11 protein-coding genes are annotated in these 15,830 nt (G+C 72.4%); 4 read left to right on the top strand and 7 right to left on the bottom strand.

From position 1 onward, the window contains the following. The 4 genes from EHS43_RS18915 to EHS43_RS18930 all read left to right on the top strand — a co-directional run. Positions 1-1,180: HSP90 family protein (locus EHS43_RS18915; RefSeq protein ID WP_125191949.1), on the top strand; the 1,180-nt coding region annotated here is incomplete at its 5' end. 2 nt (positions 1,181-1,182) lie between these two features. Further along, entirely contained in the window at positions 1,183-4,122 is a 2,940-nt protein-coding gene (locus EHS43_RS18920; RefSeq protein ID WP_125191950.1) for a hypothetical protein, read from the top strand. Between the two features lie 104 nt (positions 4,123-4,226). Beyond that, on the top strand, positions 4,227-5,090 hold the full coding sequence (locus tag EHS43_RS18925; protein ID WP_125191951.1) for an endonuclease/exonuclease/phosphatase family protein: 864 nt from the start codon (positions 4,227-4,229) through the stop codon (positions 5,088-5,090). Positions 5,091-5,222: 132 nt separating this feature from the next. Next, positions 5,223-6,575 (top strand): MFS transporter, encoded by a 1,353-nt coding sequence (locus EHS43_RS18930; protein ID WP_125191952.1) that lies wholly within the window; start codon positions 5,223-5,225, stop codon positions 6,573-6,575. Between the two features lie 43 nt (positions 6,576-6,618). Here EHS43_RS18930 and EHS43_RS18935 read toward each other — a convergent pair whose 3' ends face one another. The 7 genes from EHS43_RS18935 to EHS43_RS18965 form a co-directional block, all read right to left on the bottom strand. Beyond that, entirely contained in the window at positions 6,619-7,275 is a 657-nt protein-coding gene (locus EHS43_RS18935) for a hypothetical protein (RefSeq protein WP_125191953.1), read from the bottom strand. Next, positions 7,272-8,093, bottom strand: coding sequence for an ATP-binding cassette domain-containing protein (locus tag EHS43_RS18940; protein ID WP_125191954.1), 822 nt, complete (start codon positions 8,091-8,093; stop codon positions 7,272-7,274). The genes EHS43_RS18935 and EHS43_RS18940 overlap by 4 nt, the downstream gene beginning before the upstream one ends. A gap of 79 nt (positions 8,094-8,172) precedes the next feature. After that, positions 8,173-9,540: a PLP-dependent aminotransferase family protein gene (locus tag EHS43_RS18945; protein ID WP_125191955.1), complete on the bottom strand. Its 1,368-nt coding sequence runs from the start codon at positions 9,538-9,540 to the stop codon at positions 8,173-8,175. Then, positions 9,533-10,651 carry an alpha-hydroxy acid oxidase gene (locus tag EHS43_RS18950; RefSeq protein ID WP_260470602.1) on the bottom strand — a complete coding sequence of 373 codons (1,119 nt, stop codon included), beginning with the start codon at positions 10,649-10,651 and terminating at the stop codon, positions 9,533-9,535. Before EHS43_RS18950 ends, EHS43_RS18945 begins: the two co-directional genes overlap by 8 nt. 23 nt (positions 10,652-10,674) lie before the next feature. Further along, entirely contained in the window at positions 10,675-11,721 is a 1,047-nt protein-coding gene (hppD, locus tag EHS43_RS18955) for a 4-hydroxyphenylpyruvate dioxygenase (protein ID WP_125191956.1), read from the bottom strand. Beyond that, positions 11,718-11,939: an MbtH family protein gene (locus EHS43_RS18960; protein ID WP_125191957.1), complete on the bottom strand. Its 222-nt coding sequence runs from the start codon at positions 11,937-11,939 to the stop codon at positions 11,718-11,720. Before EHS43_RS18960 ends, hppD begins: the two co-directional genes overlap by 4 nt. Next, positions 11,936-15,830 (bottom strand): non-ribosomal peptide synthetase (locus EHS43_RS18965; RefSeq protein WP_125191958.1); only part of this gene is annotated, 3,895 nt, incomplete at its 5' end. The genes EHS43_RS18960 and EHS43_RS18965, both read right to left, overlap by 4 nt.

Below are 15,830 nucleotides of genomic sequence, written 5' to 3' on the forward strand. Positions count from 1 at the left end.
GCCCGCACCCTGGGCGCTCACCCACCCCACCCCCGGAGCCCGCTCCCGCGCCCTGGCCGCCTACGGCGAGGAGGTCTTCGGGTTCACACCGCTCGACACCATCGAACTCGACCTGCCCGCCGTCGGCCTGAAGGGCATCGCCTGCGTCCTGCCCGAAGCCGTCCCGGCCGGACGCCGCCACGGCCACCGCGTGCACGTCAAGGGCATGCTGCTGTCCGAGCAGGCCGAGGAGATCCTGCCCGACTGGGCGTTCTTCGTCCGCTGTGTCGTCGACGCCGAGAGCCTGCGCCCGACGGCCTCCCGCGAGTCCCTGTACGAGGACGACACCCTCGCCGCCGTACGCGACGCCCTCGCCGAGCACCTGCGCGCGTGGATCGCCAGGGCCGCCGCCAGCGACCCCGAACTGCTCGGCCGCTTCCTCCAGGTGCACCACCTGGCCGTGAAGGCACTCGCGGTGCACGACGACGAGATCATGCGGATGCTGCTGCCCTGGCTGCCGTTCGAGACCACCGACGGACACGCCACCCTCGACGAGTTCGCGCGCACCCACCGCACCGTGCTCGTCACGTCGAGCGTGGAGGAGTTCCGCCAGGTCGCGGCGATCGCCTCGGCTGCCGGCCTCGGTGTCGTCAACGGCGGCTACACCTACGACCGCGCCCTGGTCCACCGGCTCCCCGAGGTCAGGCCCGAGGTCAGCGTCGCCGACCTCGACCCGGCCACCCTCACCGCGCACCTCGACCCCGTCGACCGTGAGACCGAACTGGCCGCCGCGGCCTACCTCGCCCGGGCCCGCGACGCCCTCGCCGTCTTCGACTGCGATGTCGCGCTGCGCACCTTCCAGCCCGCCTCAGCCCCCGCCCTCCTCCTCGACAGCCGCGAGGCCCGGCACGAACGCACCCGCTCCCAGCTCGCCCGCGAGCAGCAGGGCGGCGTGTGGGGCGACATCCTCGGCGCCCTGCGCCAGGAGGCGCCGAAGGCCCAGCTGATCCTCAACCAGCTCAACCCGCTCGTCCGCACCGCGGTCACCATCGACGAGCCGGAGCTGGCCCGCACCAGTGCCGAAGCCCTCTACGGACAGGCCGCGATGCTGTCCCGACGCCCGCTCAGGCCCGCCGAGTCGAGCCTCATCAACCGCTCCTTCCTCGACCTCCTCGCCCACGCCCTCCGCAAGGACAGCTGACGATGCCCACCGTGATCCAGACCACCGACGAGCTGTACCAGGCGCTCCAGGAGAACGACGAACGCCCCTACGGCCGCAACCGCACCGTCACCGCCGAGGAACTGGTCGACGCCGCCGAGCAGTTCGAGGAGCCCGTCCCGCTCGTCCACGCCCTCCTCGAACTCCAGGAGGCCTACACCTACGGCTCCGAACCCCGTAAGTCGCCCGTCGTCTTCGCCCGGCTGCTGACCCTCTTCGACGAGCAGCCCGACGTCTTCGACGAGCGCCTGCGCCACATGGTGTTCTGGCGCTTCAAGTGGGTGGGCCACGCCCTGCGGCAGCTGCCCGAGATCCCGCTGGCCAGCCTGCGCCAGTGGCTGACGGAGATGCGCGACCGCTACGAGAAGGCCGGCCTCGGCCTCCAGCCCTACTACGGACAGGCGTACCAGCTCGCCGCCCACGTGGGCGAGGACACCGCCCTCGCCTACGAGCTGTGGGCGGGCCGCGCCCGCACCCGGCTCAGCGACTGCGAGGCCTGCGAGATCTGCGAGCGCGCCCTGTTCCACCTCGCGGCGGGCGACGACGCGCGGGCCCTGGAGACCTGGGAGCCCGTCCTGAACGGCAAGGAGTCCTGCCAGGAGGAGCCGGCCCGCTCCCTCTCCTACGCGCTGCTGCCCCTGCTGCGTACCGGTGCCGCCGACCGGGCCCGCGAACTGCACCTCGCCGGCTACCGCGGCTGCCGCCGCAACCCCTCGATGTCCGGCGAGGTCGGCCGGCACCTGGAGTTCTGCGCGCTGACCGGCAACGAGGCCCGCGGCCTGGAACTGCTCGCCGAGAACCGGAACCTGTTCGAGGAGGTCGACTCACCCCTGGAGCAGCTCGACTTCCTCACCGGCGTCGAGGTCCTGCTGCGCCGCGTCGAGCACCTCGGCCACGGCGAACTGCCCGCCGCCGGATACCCCGGCCGCACCTGGACGGTGGCCGGGCTGCACGCCGAGGTGCGGGGCCGCGCGGACGACCTCGCCGCCCGCTTCGACGCCCGCAACGGAACCTCCACCCACACCGACCGCCGCAGGACCCGCCTGGAGCGCGCACCCCTCCTCGACGCGCTGGAACTGACCCTGCGCACCCGCAGCCTCGACGACGTCGCCCCGGCCGCCCCGGCCGCCGCGCCGGTCTCCCGCACGGCGACCGCCGTCCCGGAGGCGCTGCCCGAACTCATCGTTCGGGCAAGGGAGTTGGAGGAGGTGGGGCACCCGGACGCCCACACCTGCTTCGCCCGGCTGCGCACGCTCGCCGCCGCCCGCGACTACACCCACCCCGACGACCCCGCCGTGGGCCCGCTGGTCCGGCTGCGCGCGGACCTGCTGGCCGACGAGGCGGGCCGGGCGGGCAACGACGACAGGTTCGCCGAGGCCGCAGCCCTCCACGAGGAGGCCGCGGCCCTCTACGACGACGCCGCGGAGCCCGGCCACGCGGCGGTCGCCCGCGCCTGCGCCCTGCTCGCCGCCGCCCAGGTCCCCGGCGCGGAGGGGGACGCGGACGAACCCGAGGCGAAGGCGGCCGCACTGACCGCCGTCCACGAATCCGTGGTCCGCCTGCACGAGGAGACGGCCGGCCTCGCCCCCTACCAGGAGGGCCGTCTGCTCAGGCTGCGGGCGACCGCGCTCGGTCTGCGCCTGCAGACCACCGGAAGCAAGGAACACGTCGCGCCGGTTTTCGCCGAGGCGGACCTGCTGCACGACTTCGCCACCCGGCACGACCTCGACGGGCAGATCTCCGGCGCCCTGCTGCTGCGGGCCAGCACGCACGCGATCTCCGGCGACCTGCCCGCCGCGGTCGCCGAGATCGACGCCCTCCTCGACCGGCTCAAGGCGCACGGCCCCGCCTGGCACCTGCCCCGCACCCTCGGACTGCGCGGCCGGCTCCAACTGGTTCTCCAGGACCCGCAGGCCGCGCACACGGACCTCACCGAAGCCCTGCGCCAGGCCGCCGAATGGCCCGCCGACACAGTCGACGCCGCCCGCCTCCACGGCGACCTCGGCGAGGCCTGCATGCACCTGGGCCGTCCCGACGAGGCCCTGCGGCACCTGACCCGCTCGGCCGAGACGAACCTGCGCCGCGGCAGCCGCATCGACGCGTTCTGCACCTACAGCAGCGCGGCCCAGCTCAGCCTCGACCTGGGCCGCGTCGAGGACTGCATCGCGCTGCTGGACTCCCTGCTGGCCGAACCCGACGTCGTCTCCGGGGAGCTGGACGACCGGCTCGCCGCCCAACTGCGCCTGACCCGCGCCCGCGCACTGCGCGCGGGGGACGACCTCAAGGCCGCCACGGCCGAGTTCGCCGCGCTCGCCGCCGAGTCCGCCGGCTGGGACGACGACCCCGGCAGCCACGCCATGATCGCCGCCGAGACCGCCGTACTCCTCGGCGAGTCCGGCGAGTTCGGTCCCGCCCGCGAGGCCGCCGACCAGGCGATCGCCGCCCATGCCCGGGACCCGCGCTACGAACTGCTCAGCAACTGCCTGCGCGAACTCGCCCGTCTCCAGGCCCAGCAGCAGGGCGCCGAGGGCCTGACCGAGGCCCGCGCGTTCCTCGCCGACGCCGCCCGGATCGCCGACGAGGCCCGCGCCGCCGGGTACGAGCCCCGCGGCCGCTCCCTGGACAGCGCCCTGGCCTACGAACACGGGCGGGTCAACGCCTACGCCGGTGCGTACGAGGACGCGCTGGCCGCCCTGGAGGAGGCCCTGGCCCTGCTGGGCGAGCTCGGCCCGGAGGACGAGCGGGCCGGCGAGTGGGCCGAGTGCGTCCGCCTCGCGGGTGCCGTGGAGGGCCTCTACCTGGAACGCCCCGCACCCGCCCTGACCCGCCTCGACGCGGCGGTTGCCCGCCTCACCGCCCTGGGCCACACCGAGGAGACCGGGTCGCTGACCGCGCTGGCGGCCCGGCTGCGCGACGAGGAGTGACGTGACGGCCGGCCCGCGGGAGCCCGTTCCCGGGGCCGGCCCCGGTGTCATAACCTCGTGAGGCAGACGTCGGCAGACCGGTGTCCGTCCACGCTGAGGAGGCGATGGTGCTCGGAAAGGGCACGTGGTTGATCGTCGGTGCCATGATCGTGGCCTGGATGGTGCTCTCCGGCCCCAGCGCCCCGAGCGGAGCCCTCGACGCCCGGTCACTGCCCGCCGACCCCGCCCGGGACGTCGTACCGAACCGGGTCATGACCTGGAACCTCTGCAACCCCTGCGAGACGGACAACGACGACCGGGCGGCGGAGATCGCCCGGTTCGCCCCGCAGGTCATCGGTCTTCAGGAAGCGTGCGTGGGCGACGTCGAGAAGATCCGGGACTACCTGGAGAACCTCCACGGGCTCGTCTACCACGTCGAGTACGGGGCGGTTCTCCAGAGCTGGGGCCGCTGCGGGGGAGCGCCCTGGAACCCGGGGGGCTACGGCGAGGCCATCCTCTCCGCGGCCCCGATGACCGATGTCGTCACCGAGGAGTACCCCGACGGAGGCTCCGAGGACCGCGGATACATGGAGGTCACCACCGAGGTGGCCGGCCGCCAGGTCCGCCTCTTCAACACCCACCTCGCCGAACGGCGTCAGGAGGCGGTCCGGGCCGGCCAGGTCGGCGTCCTGGCCAAGGAGGTCGCCCGGTACGACCGCGCGATCGTCATCGGCGACTTCAACGCGGTGCCGGACGCCTACGAACTCACCCCGATGTGGAAACTGGCCGTCGACGCCGACCCGCAGTGCCGTCCGGGAACCGGCGGCACCTGCGAGCCGACGACCGACTGGCAGAGCAAGTTCGACTACGTCTTCCTGCGGGACTACGTCGCCGTCAGGCACCGGGTGCATCCGAACGAGGTCTCGGACCACCATGTGCTGTACGCGGACGTGAACCCGGCCCAGGAGATGACGCGCGGTCGGGCCTGACTTCGCGAAGATCCGGATATCTTCCGGTGCGCGGAAGATTTCCGCGGTGTTCGGAAAACCCTCCGTATTCACAACTCGGCTGCTGTGGCGGTCCGTTGCCCCCTCGTGTTTCAATTCCGGCAGGGGAGGGACATGGTCTGGTGGCGAGTCGATCAGAAAGCAGCACGGAAGGCTGAACAGAGGACCGCGCGAAAGACGGTTCCGGAGGATGTCGCACCGGAAAGCGCTCTGGCCCGCCAGGACTTCCGGTGGTATTGGCTGGGGCAGAGCGTCAGCGTGCTGGGTCATCAAATGGCCATCTTCCTGTTTCCCACCATCGCGATCGTCACGTTTCACGCCTCGGGCCTGTGGGTGGGTGCGCTGAACGCCGTCGGCACCGCCGCCTACCCCGTACTGGGCTTGTTCGCCGGTGTCCTGATGGACCGTCGGCGGCGGCGGCCGGCCATGCTGCTGGCGACCGTCGGCACCATGCTGGCACTCGCCTGGATCCCGTTCGCCGCCGCTGTCGGCACCATGGGCATGGCCGATCTGTGCCTGGCCGCCCTCGCCGCGGGCGCCTTCGGAGTGCTGTACGACGTCGCGAACCAGTCGCACCTGCCGACCCTTCTGCCCCGGGCGATGCTCGCGAGGGCCAACGCGCGGCTGGAGGTGTCCACGTCGCTGGCCCTGCTGGGGAGCCCCGCTCTGGGGGGCTTGCTGAGCCAGGCACTGTCCGGCACCAGCGCGCTCGCCGTGATCGCCGGTTCGTTCCTCATACCGGTGATGACCCTTCTGCGACTGCGTACCCCGGAGCCCCCGGCGCCCCCCAGGCGACCGGGGGCTTCACTGTTCGCCGAGATGAGAGCGGGCGTGCTGGCCCTGTGGCGGCACCCACTGCTGCGGCCGGCCACCGTGGCCGCCGTCATCCGCAACCTGGCCAACACCGCGGCGTCCACGGTGTCCCTGCTCTTCGCCTATCGCACCCTGCACTTCGATCCGGGGACCGTCGGTGTCCTGTTCACCCTGGTCGGGCTCGGCGGGGTCGGTGGTGCGTGGACGGCCGACCGGATGCTGTCCCGGTTCGGCCTGGGCAGGACGCTCATCGCCGCCAGTGCCTCCGGAGCGCTGTGGATCGCCGCTCCGCTGGCCCTGTGGCTCCCCGCGCTGCCGACCCTGGTGGTGGTGGGCGCGGCGGCCTCCGTGTGGGTTCCCGTCTGGAACGCGACGGTCACCACCCTGCGGCAGTCGGTCACCCGGCCCGACCTGCTGGGCCGGGTGCACGCCACCTCCCGGACCGTCAACTTCTGTGCGATTCCGCTCGGCGCCCTTGTGGGCGGGGCGCTCGCCGACCTGCTCGGTGGAGCGATGGGGGCCGCCGCGGGTACCGGGGCGGCACTGGCGCTGGCCGGGGTCACGGCCCTGGGAGCGGTCGCCGTCCTCGCCTGCTCCCCCCTTCGCTCGGTCCGGGACATCCCCGGTGAGAGTGGCGCGGACGGTGCGAAGTGAACCGGATGCCTGCTGCGCGGCTGCCGGCGGATCTCGCGACGCGTCAACTCCTCCTGATGCTGATCGCGTGGGTGGCCGCCACCGCGGCCGCCAGGATGCCCGCCGAGACGGTGAGCAGGAGCGCGGTGGATCCGAGGACATCCGCCGAGTCGGAGGCGTTCTGGAGGTCACCGAGCAGCACGTTGACCGGGGAGACCCCCTTGGCCAGCAGCGCCGCCAGCAGCAGGACCAGGGCCAGGAGCAGTGCGTAGCCCTGTCGGCGGAAGACCAGCCGGGAACACAGGAGACCGATCGCGACACCTGTGAAGGCGCAGGTGAGCTGGGCCGCGGTGCCCAGCACCGCGTCGGCGAAGGTGAAGGTGTGCGAGCCGAACAGCAGCGGCAGGACGAGCCCGGCCGCCGTCAACGGCAGGCACCACAGGACGGCCGTGCCCATCGAACCGAGCAGCACCCGCAGATGGCTGCCCGCGGTGACGGCGACGACCGAGCGGTGCGTCTGGTCCTCCAGCCCGATGAGCCCCATGGTGAGCCACACGGAGCAGACCAGCATGCCTCCGGCCGCCGAGCCGTAGGTGGCCGCGAGGGGGCCCGAGTCACTGCTGGTCAGAACCGCGAGGAGGCCGATGAACAGCAGCAGCGGCGCGAGATAGCGCTGCGAGAGCAGCATCACGGTGAACAGATAGCGCACCAGGGCGATCACAGGGCGGCCCTCCTCGCGCCCGAGTGAGGGGCGTGGCCGGCCCGGGGCCTCGTGAGGCTCTCCACCGACCAGTGATGTTGCAGCGCCGTCAGGAGCGCGGTGTCCGAGTGCTCACGCGCGACGCGCAAAACGATCGCGTCGTCGTGGCGCGCGGCGCCGGAGACGCCGGGCAGCGCGTACCAGTTCACTTCGAGGGGCGCCGCGCCGGTGACCGGCACGGTCAGGACCAGTTCCACCTCGGTGAGCCGCCCGCCGGAGTGGGGTCCGCCGCGTGGGCTCACTTGCCCGTCGCTGATGGCGTGGACACCCGTTGCGTGCGTCTCGGTGATCGCCTCGCGGTGGTCGGTGAAGACCACGGCGCCGCCGGCGGCGGACACCTCCGCGATGAACTCGGCCAGCACGCCGTGCGCCGAGGCGTCCAGGCCCGACCACGGCTCGTCGAGGACGAGCAGAGCGGGCTCGACGAGCAGTGCCTGGGCGAGGGCGACCTTCTGGGCGTTCCCCTTGGACAGGGTGCGCAGTGCCGCGTTCCGGCCGCCCACCAGGGCCAGCCGGTCCAGCAGCCGCGCGGCCCTGGCCCGCGCGGTGGCGCCGGACAGACCCCGGATGCGTCCCATGTGGGTGAGGTAGGAGAGGGCGGAGATCCGTTCGTGGGCGGTGAAGCGGTCCGGTACGTAACCGACGTGCCGCGGCCGGCCCACCACGCGTCCGGACGTGGGCTGCGACAGACCCACGAGGAGTCTCAACAAGGTCGACTTGCCTGAGCCGTTGCTGCCCACGAGCGCGAGGACGTCGCCGCCCGAGACCTCCAGATCCACGTCCCGGAGGATCCAACGCCCTTTGCCGTAGCGCTTGCTGACGGATTCGCAACGTAACAAGTCGACTCCTCAGTGTAATCTACATGCTTACGCTACTACACCCGGGCATCGAGCTGGTACCGGTGTCGACTCCGAGCACACCTTTGTCCACGAATAAGCTCGCCAGTCTGTTCAGGCCTTCCTCCACCTGTGCGCTGTCGAGTGAACTGCACGACAGCCGGATTTGATTGCGCCCGCCGTTTCCGTCGTAGAAATGGGACACCGGAGTCCACAGGACGCCGAAGGAACGGCCCGAGCGTTCCAGTAATTCGTCGTCCACCGTGAACGGCACGGTGATCACAATGAAAAAGCCGCCTCTCGGGGTGTTCCAGGAGACCGAGTCGCACCGGCCGAAGCGTGTCTCCAGACCGCGCAGGACATGTGCGAGATTGCGCTGATAAACGTGCCGCGACCGCGCGGTCGCCCGCTCCAGGCTGAAGTCGTTCTCCAGCAGTGCGCCGCCGACGACGGCCTGGCTGATGGGGGAGGTGTTCACCGTGATCATGCTCTTGATCCTCGACAGTTGCTCGGCGAACCCCTGGATCGGTCCCTGCCCGTGCCCGACCCTCTGGTCGGCCACGACATAGCCCACCCGGGCACCGGGAAGGACGGTCTTCGCGAAGGACCCGAAGTGGATCACCCGCCTCCGGGTGTCCAGTGCCTTGAGGGTGGGCAGGCGGCCCGAACCGTCGTGGAACATGCCGTAGGGGTTGTCCTCCAGCAGCAGGACGCCCTCCCGCTCGGCCAGGTCCAGCAGCGCACGGCGGGTCGTGAGATCCAGGCTCAGCCCGGACGGGTTGGCGAAGTCCGGCACGAGGTAGCAGGCGCGAGGGCGCAGACCGAGCTCGCGCGCACCGCGGACCCGGGCGGCGAGGTCGGCCAGATCGACACCGGTGCTGCCGCTCGCCACCGGCAGCACCCGCATGTCCACCAGCCGTGCGGCGCCCGTCAGACCGACATAGGTCGGCGAGACTGCCAGCACCACATCCCGCTCGTCACGGCGCAGGGCGCGCAGAACCAGATACATCGCCTCCTGACAGCCCACGGTGACCACGATCGACTCCGGGTCGATGCGCAGCCCGTCGTCCACCTCCAGCTGGCGGGCGATGAGTTCGTGCACGATGCCGCTCGTCCGCCCGTACTGGCACAGCGTCCTGCGTACCTCCTCCGGCGAGTGACCGCGGTCCGTTGCCAGGTGTTCGCAGAACCTGCGCAGATACCGGTGCACGGCTTCGACGTCGAAACCCTCCTCCGTGGGTCGGCCCGGCGCGAAGGACAGGGCCTTCGGGTGGCGCCCGGTGACCTCGTTGAGGAACGTCATCGAGGCGAGCGCCGGATCCTCCAGCGAGGCGTGCAGCTCGGCCAGGTCCAGGTCGGCGGTCGGGCCTGCGAGACGGCCGTCAGACATCGGTGCCCCACCTCCGGACGCGTAGATCCGCAGCTCCCGCGAGGTCGGCGCAGCCGGTCAGCAGCAGCCCTTCCCGCAGCTCGTCCCGCAGGACGGAGAGCACCGCCCCGACCCCCTTCTCCCCGTGTGCCGCGAGCCCCCACAGCACCGGGCGGCCGATCAGCACGCCCGAGGCCCCGAGGGCCAGGGCCCGCAGCACGTCCGTACCGGTCCGGATACCGCTGTCCAGCAGAACCGCGCAGAGACCGGCCACCGCCTCGGCCACGGCAGGGAGCTGGACGATGCTCGGCGGAGCTCCGTCGAACTGCCGCCCGCCGTGGTTGGAGACCACCACGGCGTCGGCGCCGCACTCCGCGGCGCGCCGGGCGTCGCGCGCGTCGAGGACCCCCTTCACCACCAGGGGAAGCGATGTGCTTCGCCGCAACCGTTCAAGGTCCCGCAGGGTCGGGACGCCGAACAGGGACCGTGTGTGATCTGCGACGGCGGACACCCCCGGCGTGGACCGGTGGGCCCGCTCGTCGAGTCCCGGACCCAGGTTCGCGGCCCGCACATGGGGCGGCAGCGAGAACCCGTTGCGCACGTCCCGCCAGCGCCGCCCCATGGCCGGGACGTCCACGGTGACCATGAGCGCCCGGCAGCCCGAGTCCTCGGCGCGGGCCACGAGTTCGTCCGTCCGGGTCCGCTCGCGCAGCCAGTACAGCTGGAACCAGACGTCCGCCCCGGTGGCGGCGACCACTTCGATGGGACGACTGCTCAGGGTGCTGAGCACGAACGGCACCCCGGCGGCGCCGGCCGCCCGGGCGACCGCCAGCTCACCCTCGGGATGCAGCAGGCACTGGTACGCCATCGGCGCGACCGCGACCGGCATCGAGGTGTCGGTGCCCAGCAGCCGTCCGGACAGGTCGGTGCCGGTGCGGCCGGTCAGCACCCGGGGCAGGAGGGCCAAACCGTCGAGGGCGGCCCGGTTGGCGGCCAGGGTCGTCTCGGCACCGCTGCCACCCTCGACGAAGTCCCACACCGCGGGCTCGGTGACCGCCCGAGCCGCGCTCCTGATGTCGGCCAGACCGGGAGGCGCGTCGGTGGTCGGTCCACCCACGGGCGACGCAGCCACGGCGGGGCCCCTGCCAGGGGAGGTCACACCCCCTCCGCCTCTACGGCCTCGTACAGCGCCTTGATGTTGCCGCTGCCGAACGTGGTGGCCCCGGCGCGTTCGATGACCTCGAAGAAGAGGGTCCGGCGCGGGTGGGTGGAGCGGGTGAAGATCTGGAACAGCTGACCGGCGTGGTCCTCGTCGGCGAGGATGTCCAGGCCCGCGAGTTCGGCGGGCGAGTACCGGGACAGGGCGAGCCGCTCGGGCAGCCTGCTGTAGTACGCGTCGGGAGTGTCCAGGAAGCCGACGCCGCCGGCCCGCATCGCCCTGACGGAGTGCGCGATGCCGCCGCTGGTGAACGCGATGTGCTGCACACCCGCGCCGCCGTGGTTCTTGACGAACGCGTCGATCTGGCCGGGTTCCCGGCTGGTGTCCGGCTCGATGACGGTCAGCGTCACCAGACCCGAAAGGCTCTGCACCACCTGCGAGTTCATCGACTGGGCACCGACGACGATCTTCTCCTCGAAGATCATGCGGAAGTCCATGACCCGCTCGTAGAACTCCACGGTGCCGGCGAGGTCGCCGGCCTCCACGCACACGGCGAAGTGGTCGATTCGCCGAAGTCCCGTGTCGCGCGCTGCCGTTCCGTGCGCGGGCACACCGTGCGGCCGGCCCGACGGTGCCGGCCGCTGGACGAAGGTGTGCGCCACGTCGCCGAAGCCGCCCACGGACGCGGTGATCACCCCGTCGTGCCGGCGAGGACCCGCGAGCGGCCGGGCGCCCCGCCGGACGGCCTCCGCGAAGGCACCCTCCGCGTCGGCCGTCCCCAGGGCGATGTCGGAGACACCGTCGCCGTGCAGCCTGGTGTAGACGGCGCTGGGATGGTCCTCCGCCAGCGGCCGGCTCAGTAACAGCCGGATGTCCCCGCGGACGAGGACGGCCGTGCGCTGCGCGCCGGGATCCTCCAGCACGTCGGTGACGGTCAGGCCGTAGCCGCCGACGAACTCGGCCGTGGCGGCGTCGAGATCGCAGACACAGATCCTGACATGGTCGACGGACAGGTCGTGGAAGGGGGGCCGTCCGGTGTTCACTGCACATCGCTCCTGTCCATGGCGGCGATCAGGCTGTTGGGCCTCATGTCGGTCCAGTTCTCGTCGACGTGGTCCAGGCACGACTGGCGGTCGGCCGGACCGTGGACGGTCTGCCAGCCGGGCGGCACCTCCACGAAGGACGGCCACAGCGAGTGCTGGCCCTCCTCGTTGCGCAGGACGAGGTAGGTGGCGTCATCGTCCTCGAAGGGGTTGGTCATGCGTCGGCTCCTTTCTCGGGGTGTTCGACAGCGTGGGTGGGCTCGCGCAGCGCGTCCGCGAGCACCGGACCGATCACGGTGAGTGCGGCGGGGCGGGTCAACTCCTCATGTGCGCACGGGACATCCGTCCGGCGCAGGCGACCGTCGACGTACGGCTGCCAGAGCGCGGGGGAGAGCAGGGTGCCCCGGCCCCGGAAGTGCAGCAGGTCCCCGCGGAAGACACCGGGGGTGAAGTCCAGCGCGGCCCGGGTGGTCTCCCGGTACACCGCGCCGAGGTTCTCCCGGACGGAGTCGTCGAGTTGCAGCCCGGAGGTCTCCCGGCGCACCGCCTCGGCGGCGTCCTCGGGCGCAGGGACCGCGGACGCGAGCAGACCGGTCTGCGGATAGCCGTCCAACACCGCCAGCACACCCACCCGTTCACCCGAGGTCTGCAGACGTACGGCGATCTCGTGAGCGATCAGTCCGCCCGCAGACCAGCCGAGCAGGTGGTACGGACCCTGCGGGGCAACCCTGCGGATGTGCTCGGTGTACACCGCGGCCGTCTCGGCCACCGTCGACGGGATCCGTCCAGGGCCGCCCGCGGCGCCGGGTGACTGCAGGGCGTACACCGGATGCCGCGGCCCCAGATGCCGGACGAGTCCGGCGAAGGACCAGCCGAGACCGGCCGCCGGATGGACACAGAACACGGGTGCCGCCCCACCGCCCGACCGCAGCGGCAGCAGCACGTCGAATTCCCCGCCACTGCGTGCGTCCTCGACCGTGCCCTCCAGGGCCCGGGACAGTTCTGCGACCGAAGGAGCCTCGAAGAGCAGGCGCAGCCCGATCCGGAGGCCCAGGGCGTCCTGGATCCGGTCGATCAGCCGGGCGGCCAGCATGGAGTGGCCACCGGCGTCGAAGAAACTGTCGTCGAGACCTATCGCGCAGATCCCGAGCACCTCCGCGAACAGCTCGCGCAGGACGGCCTCGCGAGGGCTGCGCGCCGCCCTGTCGGACATCGCGGTGAAGCGCGGCGCGGGCAGGGCCGCCCGGTCCAGTTTGCCGTTCGGCGTGACCGGCAGCTCCTCCAGGACGACCACGGCGGCGGGCACCATGTGAGTGGGCAGCGACGCGCCGACCCGCCTGCGGATCGCGGAGGGGTCCGGCGAGGCGCCCTCCGACGGCACCACGTACGCGGTCAACAATCCTTCCTCCGTGTCTCCCTGACGGAGGATCACCACGGCCTGCGCCACGGCCGGGTCGGCGCGCAGCACTTCCTCGATCTCGGCCGGCTCCACCCGGAAACCGCGGACCGAGACCTGGTGGTCCGCGCGGCCCAGGAAGTGCAGATCGCCGTCGCGGTCGCGGCGGACCAGGTCACCCGTGCGGTACATGCGCGCCCCCGGCACCCCGAAGGGGTCGGCCACGAACCGTGCCGCGGTCAGGCCCGGCCGGCCCAGGTACCCGCGGGCCAGGCCCGGGCCGTACACATAGAGCTCACCGGCCACCCCCGGCGGCACGGGGCGCAGGGCGTCGTCGAGGACGTGGACCCCCACGCCGGCCGGCGGTCGTCCGATCGACGGTCCGTCCGTACCGGACAGCGGCCCGCTCATGGTGGCGCACACGGTCGTCTCCGTCGGCCCGTAAGCGTTGACCAGGCGCCGCCCGGCGCCCCAGCGCCGTACCGCGTCCGCGGGCAGCGCGTCCCCGGCCGTCACCAGGGTGCGCACGGGCCCGAGGCGCTCCGGCGGCATGGCGGGCAGGGCCACCGGGGGCAACGTCACATGGGTGACGCCCTGGCGGGCGATCAGCCCGGCCAGCGGCCCGCCAGGAGCGAGGTCGTCCTTGCCGGCCACCACCAGCTCCGCCCCGGACAGCAGCGCCATGCACAGTTCGGAGAACGCCGCGTCGAAGCTCGGTGAGGCGAACTGGAGGACCCGGTCGCCCTCGGCGACCCGGAACCGTTCGATCTGCCGGGCTGCCAGGTTGGCGATGCCCTCGTGGGACACCACCACCCCGTTGGGGCGGCCCGTGGAACCCGACGTGTAGATCACGTAGGCCGGATGCGCGGTGCGCAGCGGGCTCGCGCGGTCCGCGTCGACCGGATCCGTGGCGGGTGCCGCCTCGGTCCTCGCGGCCACCGCGGGATCGTCCAGCACCAGGGATGTCGTCCCTTCCGGGAGCCGGTCGGCGAACGCCCGCCCGGTGAGCACGACGGAGGGCCGTGCGTCGGCCAGCATGTGCCGCAGCCGCGCGGCGGGATAGTCCGGATCCATGGGAAGGAAGGCGGCACCCGCCTTCAGCACGGCGAGGGCGGCGACGACCTGTTCGGCGGAGCGCGGCAACAGCAGCCCCACCGTGCTCTCCGGGCCCGCGCCCAGCGCGATGAGCCGGTGGGCCAGCCGGTTGGCACGGCGGTTGAGGTCCAAGTACGTCAGCGTGCCGCCGTCGAGGCGCAGTGCCGTCCGGTCCGCGGTGCGCGCCACCTGTGCCTCGAACAGCTCGGGCAGAGCCCTCGCGGGCACCGCCCCGGCTGCCTCGCCGGACCATTCGTCGAGTCGCCGCCGCTCGACAGGGAGCAGCACGTCCAGGGAGCCGACCCGGGTGTGCGGGTCGGCCGCGACGGCCTCCAGCAACACGATCAGGCGCTCGGCGAGGGCGGCGACCGTGGCCTCGTCGAACAGGTCCGCGTTGTACCGGATGCTGCCGTGGACGCCCGAGGGGGCGCCGTCCTGCGCGAACGTCTCGCTCAGGGAGACGTCCAGGTCGAACCTGGCCGTGTGCGGGTCGACCTCCGCCGGAGTGACGGTCAGGCCCTCCAGGTGGAAGCGGGGCGGTTCGGTGTTCTGCAGCACCAGAAGCACTTGGAACAGCGGGTGCCGGGACACCGAGCGGGCCGGACTCAGCACCTCGACCAATCGCTCGAACGGCACGTCCTGGTGGGAGTAGGCCGCCAGAGCGGTTTCGCGGACCCGGCGCAGCAACTCGGCGAACTCCGGGTTCCCGGAGGTGTCGGTGCGCAGCACGACCGTGTTGGCGAAAAAGCCCACCATGTCGTCGAGCGCCTGGTCGCCCCGGCCCGCGAGCGGACTGCCGACCGGGATGTCCGTGCCGGCACCGAGCCGGGTGAGCAGGGCCGCCAGGGCCGCCTGGAAGAGCATGAAGGCGGTGACGCCCTCCTGCCTGGACAATGCCGTCAGCCTGCGGTGCAGGTCCGCGTCCACGCGGAGCGGCACCTGCCCGCCCTCGTGGCCGGGCACGGCGGGGCGCGGCCGGTCGACGGGCATCGTCAGCTCCTGCGGCAGCCCCGCCAGCGCCGTCTGCCAGTACGCGAGCTGACGTGAGACAGGGCTGTGCGGATCATCCTCCGCACCGAGCAGCCGCTGCTGCCAGAGCGTGTAGTCCGCGTACTGGACGGGCAGCGGACGCCAGTCGGGGCTCCGGCCGGCTGCACGTGCCCGGTAGGCGCTGCCCAGGTCCCTGGCGAGCGGGGCGTACGAGGCGCCGTCACCGGCGATGTGGTGCAGGACCAGCAGCAGCACGTGCTCGTCCGGCGCGGTCCGCCACAACGTCGCCCGCAGCGGCGGTTCGACGGCCAGGTCGAAGCTCCGCCGCGCCGCCTCGGCCAGCGCGTGCGGCAGCTCCTGCGGGGAGACGGACACCGGTTCCGGACCGGGCGGGCGACTGCCGGGCGGGAGAATGTGCTGACGGGGGACGCCGTCGGTGGCGGGGAAGACGGTACGCAGGGACTCGTGTCGGTCCACCAGGTCCCCGACGGCCGCTCCGAGCGCGTCGGGGTCCAGTTCGCCCGCCAGACGCAGGGCGAGCGGGATGTTGTACTGCCCCGTGCCGCCGTCGAGCCGGTTCAGGAACCACAGCCGCCGTTGGGCGTACGACAGCGGGATCGTCCGGGGC

It is taken from the genome of Streptomyces sp. RP5T, assembly GCF_003933965.1.
Lineage (GTDB): Bacteria > Actinomycetota > Actinomycetes > Streptomycetales > Streptomycetaceae > Streptomyces.